At 55.6% G+C, this 4388-nt stretch carries 7 protein-coding genes; 5 read left to right on the top strand and 2 right to left on the bottom strand.

All coding sequences use genetic code 11. The features are described 5' to 3' along the window. A partial coding sequence (locus V6C07_RS01640) for a hypothetical protein (RefSeq protein ID WP_333534651.1) occupies positions 1–191 on the bottom strand: 191 nt, incomplete at its 3' end. Positions 192–514: 323 nt separating this feature from the next. Here V6C07_RS01640 and V6C07_RS01635 point away from each other — a divergent pair. Next, positions 515–1192: an XRE family transcriptional regulator gene (locus tag V6C07_RS01635; protein ID WP_333534650.1), complete on the top strand. Its 678-nt coding sequence runs from the start codon at positions 515–517 to the stop codon at positions 1190–1192. A 689-nt stretch (positions 1193–1881) separates the two neighbouring features. Here the strand turns inward: V6C07_RS01635 and V6C07_RS01630 are convergent. After that, complete coding sequence (locus V6C07_RS01630; RefSeq protein WP_256233790.1) at positions 1882–2100, bottom strand: hypothetical protein; 219 nt, start codon at positions 2098–2100, stop codon at positions 1882–1884. Positions 2101–2291: 191 nt separating this feature from the next. Here V6C07_RS01630 and V6C07_RS01625 point away from each other — a divergent pair, with 191 nt between their 5' ends. The 4 genes from V6C07_RS01625 to V6C07_RS01610 form a co-directional block, all read left to right on the top strand. Beyond that, the gene (locus V6C07_RS01625) at positions 2292–2720 is read left to right on the top strand and encodes a YgiW/YdeI family stress tolerance OB fold protein (RefSeq protein ID WP_333534649.1); all 429 of its coding nucleotides are present in this window, start codon (positions 2292–2294) and stop codon (positions 2718–2720) included. Between the two features lie 446 nt (positions 2721–3166). Beyond that, entirely contained in the window at positions 3167–3550 is a 384-nt protein-coding gene (locus tag V6C07_RS01620) for a YgiW/YdeI family stress tolerance OB fold protein (protein ID WP_333534648.1), read from the top strand. Positions 3551–3603: 53 nt separating this feature from the next. Beyond that, a complete protein-coding gene (locus V6C07_RS01615) occupies positions 3604–4008 on the top strand; it encodes a NirD/YgiW/YdeI family stress tolerance protein (RefSeq protein WP_333534647.1) in 405 nt (134 codons plus the stop codon). 4 nt (positions 4009–4012) lie between these two features. Next, the coding region (locus V6C07_RS01610; protein WP_333534646.1) for a response regulator transcription factor at positions 4013–4388 on the top strand (376 nt) is incomplete at its 3' end.

Below are 4388 nucleotides of genomic sequence, written 5' to 3'. Positions count from 1 at the left end.
GCTGCTGCTGAGGGCGGCATATGGGGCGTCTGGGCAGGCGGGCGGTGCGCCGAAAGGTCCATGCAGAGTGCGAGCAGGCGAAGATGATCGCCCACCAGGCGCAAAATGGGCTTTTGGGCAGGATGGGCGTTGTTTTGCAAAATATCCAGCACAGCGCTCAGGTTATAAATATTATCTTGAAGATCGGACATGCTATGCTCCCTGAAATATGGATGTGAAATATACGGGGCGTATTTGGGATTTATAACTTTTTATTATATGAATCAAGTGTAAAGTTTATAAATAAAGGAAAAGATTTAATCATATGATTTATAACAATATTTAACAGTTGAATGACGTGAAGATCTTTAATCTTGAAAAATATTTATATTTTATTCCTGTAGTTACAAAGAAAACATTGATTCTTGAAAAAAAACAAGGTAGTTTTGTGGTGGTCAGAATAAAGCTGTCCTGTTCAGGAGTTATTTTAAAAGAAAAGTTTTAATGCGTTGAAAACGCAGATAACGGAAGTTCTATGAAAGCACTCTCCCAGGCTGGATTGCCCAAGGCCTTCGCGCAGCGCCTTCGCCAGCGGCGTGAAGAGCTTGGCATGCACAAGCAGGACATGGCCGACAGGGTGGGAGTAAGCCTTACCACCATTCAAAAATATGAAAACGGGCAGATGCCGAAAGGTGAGTATGCTGTGCGTCTGGCCGACACGCTGGACTGCTCCCTTGACTGGTTGCTTGCCGGCAAGGGAACGGCAGACGGCAACGGGCAAAACTGTGGTGAAGCGAGACTGGTAATGGTCCCTATGGTGGAGGCGCGTCTTTCAGCCGGGACCGGCAGCTTTGAAACCGGCGGCGACGTGCTGCGGCACTATGCCTTTCGGTGGGACTTCCTGCGCCGCAAGGGCAACCCGTCACAGATGGTGCTTTTGCGGGTGTCTGGCGACAGCATGCAGCCGCGCATCATGCACAATGACGTGGTGCTTATAGATCAGGCTCAGCGCACCCCCGTGCCGGGGCGCATTTATGCCGTGGGCGTGGAGGACATGGTGTACCTCAAGGTCGTCAACGCCATGCCGGGCAAGCTTATTCTGACGAGCTTCAATCCGGACTATGCGCCCATTGAGGCGGATACGGACGAGCAACTGGCCGATCTTGTGCGGGTTATCGGCCGTGCTGTGTGGGTTGGGCGGGAGCTGGACTAGAGGTCGCTTCCGTACTCTTTTACTCAACCGGTTATATCAAAAAACTTTTTTATTCCAATCACGTACCCAGGCGTACCTTCCCCTTGCGCCAGGTCTTATCCCGTATTTTCGACGCGACAGCCTTGCTGTGAATGCAGAGCTATTTCATGTTGCAGCAGCGCTGGCGGCTCGCGGCAGTCGTCCGTCACAAAGGCTCCGCCCCGCTTGAGCCGTTCCCTCGGCCCTGCGGGAAACGGCAGCCTCTGCATGTGCGCCTCAAGCGCCGCGGTGCGCAACGGCCCTTTGAAAGACGCCCGCCAGGCTGATTTTGGGCTATCGCGGGTTGATTCCGAGCTATCACGAACTGATCCGGGCGATTCCGGACTGATTCTTTCGCTCTCCTCCGAAGGCCCGGCAGGGCTATGGCGGCCCTGTTGCACACAGCGGCGGTCTGAAACAAAAAGGGCCGGAACCCCGCGGGATTCTGGCCTGTCAGTGCGCCTGCATGGGCAGGGAGTTGTTTTGCCGTTGCCTCATGCCCGGCGTGTACTGCCGCCATGCAAGCAAGGGGCGCTGCTGCCCGGCAGGCACACCCCGGCGCGGACCTTGGAAAAGATTTTTTGCTGTTTTTTTGTATAGAAAAAGCTATTCATAGTGGCTTGCACAAGGTCACGGGCAGGTGCGGTGACGGTGCGGCCGGGCGCGGAGAATCAAAGTTCGTTTGCGCAGGCCAGGTTACGGTTCCAGGCACGGATAGCCGCGCCCTGAGAAACTGACCATTGCTGCGATGTCTGCCCACAGGAGCAGACGACTCGCCAGACTTCCTGCCGTCTTCCCGGTGGCAGCATGGACTCCAGATGAACATTGGTTCCGCCGCAGGCAAGGCAGGGGCGGATTGTATGCGGATCAAGCTCTTTCATGCGCGGCAATATAGCAGCTTTGATTCATGTTCACAAGAAGAGGCTTTGTTTCATATTTTTATGTTAACGGGGCGTGTTTGCCAGGGCAGGTGATTCACGTTTTTTTATTCCTAACGCTTTGCTGACGCTCGCGGGTGCAGATTTTGTCTGCGGGCGCATGTGCGTTGCGCGAGTCCGGTAAAATATTTTTGGAGGATTATATGCGTTATCTGCTTGTTATGGCTATGACTATGGCTCTTGCTGTTCCCGCCTACGCTGCTGACAAGGACACGTCCGGCGCGGCTCCCCAGGCGGTCACCAGCCCTGCGCCGCAAAAGAGCAAGCCCCGTCATGAAAAAGCTCAGGGGATGACAAATCTTCATGAGGTGGATACCGTTGCAAAGGCCCTGAAAGCCCCTGACAGAACCCCTGTCATGATCGTGGGCCATATTGTGGAAAAAGTGGGCGGCAAGAAAAACCGTTTTATCGTGGATGACGGTACGGGCCGTATGGCCGTGTCCATCGGCCATAAAACCCTCAAGGGAATGACGCTCACCCCTGATATGAAGGTGCGTCTTGTGGGCAAGGTCAAAACAAAAGAAGGCAGGGAACCGGTGGTGGCCGTCAAGGCCCTGCATGTTCTCAACTAGAGGAGATTAACTTTGAAATGCTTCACATTTCAAAGTGTTCATTCAGCCGAAAAGTGCGATTTTCGGCTGAATCCACGCCACATTGTGGCGCGCTGCACTTTCGTGCAGCGTTAGAGCATTTACACTTTTTCAAAGTTAAAATGCTCTAGGGCGTGTTAGCAGCGAGAATGCATGCTCTCACTGTCTGCACCCGCTCACTGCGGCGCTGAACAGCGCAAACAGATAGCGCTTGTGCCTTCGTGGCGGCCCTCTGTTCACGTCGCCGTCAGAGCAGTTTCAAGCTGAAAATGCTCCAAAGCTTTTCCACGCTGACATGCTTGTTTGGCGGGCGGAGCCAATATACGCCCTGCGGTTCGCCTTTATCCCGCAGGGGCTGCATGCCGACCGTTTCCGGCCCTTTGCCGCCAACGGTTGCATAAGAAACAGTGCTTACCAAGGAGGCTGCCATGCGCGCAGTACTTTCATTGTTATTGTTGGGCCTTTTGGCCCTTCCGGCTCACGCCGCGTTTCAGGGTCCCGGAGCCAAGACGTCCGAAGGATTCAAGGGGCCGACCGTGGGGATTGAGGTCACCACGGTCAAACAGGCTCTGGACAGCAAGGATGATGCCGCTGTTCTGCTTACCGGCCAGATCACGGGCCGCAAGGCCGGCAGTGATGACAAATATGTTTTCAAAGACGCCACCGGTGAAATAACGGTGGATATAGACAGGGAAGTCTTTGCCGGTCAAAGTGTCACGCCCGAAAACACCGTGCGCCTTTCCGGCAAGGTGGACAAGGATCTGATGAAGCCCGCCAAAATTGACGTTAAAGTGCTGGAAATACTGAACTGATTTCAGGGCGGCCGGGTCCGCGCCCGGCCGCACGATATGAGTGGAGAAGAGTTATGCGTGTACTGGCGGTGCTGCTGGTTCTGACATTTGGCCTTGCGGGAGCCATGTTGCCGTGCTCCCGCGTGGCGGCTTCGGGCTTTGACGGCCCCGGCGTGGCGACCACGGTTACCCGCGCGGCGGATGTGCTGGGTGCGCAGGATGACGCCCCCTGCGTGCTTGAAGGGCATATTCTGGAAAAGCTGCCGCGCCGTAAAAACCGCTATCTGTTTGAAGACCAGAGCGGCAAGGTGGTGGTGGAAATAAAGAACGAGGTGTTCGGCCACCTCACCGTGACCCCGCGCGACAAGGTGCGCCTGCTTGGACATGTGGACTGGAACCGCAAACGCCCCAATGAGGTGGAGGTGGACGGGCTGTCCATCATCGGCATCATTGACGCGCGAGACGTGCCAGAGCGCTGAGCCCATGTCCTGTTCTCTGCTGCTTGTGGAAGACAACGAGGATATCCTCGCCAATCTCTACGCCTATCTTGAACCGATGGGATACACGCTGGACTGCGCGCGCAACGGCAACGCCGGGCTTGCGATGGCTCTTGAGCAGGGTTTTGACTGTATAGTGCTGGACGTCATGCTGCCCGGCATGGACGGCATAAGCCTGTGCCGCCGTTTGCGGCAGGAATACAGGGTATCCGCCCCCATCATCATGCTTACTGCCCGGGATGCCGTGGCCGACAGGGTGGCGGGGCTTGAGGCCGGGGCGGACGACTATCTGGTCAAACCCTTTGCCCTTAAAGAGCTTGAAGCCCGCATCCGGGCCTTGCTGCGGCGCGGCCGTCTGCAGG

Source organism: Desulfovibrio sp. 1214_IL3152 (assembly GCF_036763055.1).
Lineage (GTDB): Bacteria > Desulfobacterota > Desulfovibrionia > Desulfovibrionales > Desulfovibrionaceae > Desulfovibrio.
This window is presented reverse-complemented; position numbering and strand designations above follow the sequence as displayed.